Genomic DNA, 907 nt, shown 5'->3' with positions numbered 1-907 from the left:
CAACGAGGACCCGCGCACGCTGGCCGCCTGCCTGAAGTCTCTCGCAAGCCAGGACTACCCAGGGCGATTGCAGGTCTATGTGGTCGATGACGGCTCGGCAAATGTCGCTGCAGTGGCCCCGGTCCATGGGGGAGCTACGCATATGACCCGAGGTTCAACGTCATTCTGCTGCCGAGCAACGTTGGAAAGAAGGCGCAGATCGCAGCGATACGCCGGTCGTTCGGCGATCTCGTGCTCAACGTCGATTCCGACACGGAAATCGCCAGCGACGTGGTCAGCAAACTCGTACGCAAGATGCAGGATCCAGCCGTCGGCGCGGCCATGGGGCAATTGACAGCCAGCAACCGGAACGACAGCTGGCTGACCCGATTGATCGACATGGAGTACTGGTTGGCTTGCAACGAGGAGCGCGCGGCGCAGACGCGCTTTGGTGCCGTCATGTGCTGCTGCGGGCCGTGTGCCATGTACCGCGCTCCGCGCTGCTGTTGCTGCTGGACCAGTACGAGACGCAGTTCTTCCGGGGAAAGCCGAGCGACTTCGGTGAGGACCGCCATCTGACCATCCTCATGCTCAAGGCAGGGTTTCGAACCGAGTACGTTCCGGACGCCATCGCCGCCACGGTGGTCCCGGACAGGCTCTTGCCGTATCTGCGGCAACAGCTCCGCTGGGCGCGGAGCACTTACCGCGACACGCTGCTGGGTTTGCACCTGTTGCCCGCCCTGGACCGGTACCTTACGCTCGACGTGCTCGGACAGAACCTCGGGCCGCTGCTGCTCGCCATCTCATCGATTGCCGCGCTCGCTCAGCTCGCGCTCACCGGCACCGTGCCCTGGTGGACCGGTCTGACCATCGTCGCGATGACCATGATTCGATGCGGCGTGGCGGCCCTTCGTGCCGGCGAGCTTCG

General features: G+C 64.2%; 1 pseudogene. It reads left to right on the top strand.

The features are described 5' to 3' along the window. A pseudogene (nodC, locus tag IVB01_RS31265) lies at positions 1-907 on the top strand (chitooligosaccharide synthase NodC); the annotation flags it as partial.

Origin of the sequence: Bradyrhizobium sp. 164 (assembly GCF_023073715.1) — a bacterium.
Classification (GTDB): domain Bacteria; phylum Pseudomonadota; class Alphaproteobacteria; order Rhizobiales; family Xanthobacteraceae; genus Bradyrhizobium.
Note: the sequence above shows the minus strand (reverse complement) of the source record. Positions and strands in the feature narration are given on the sequence as shown.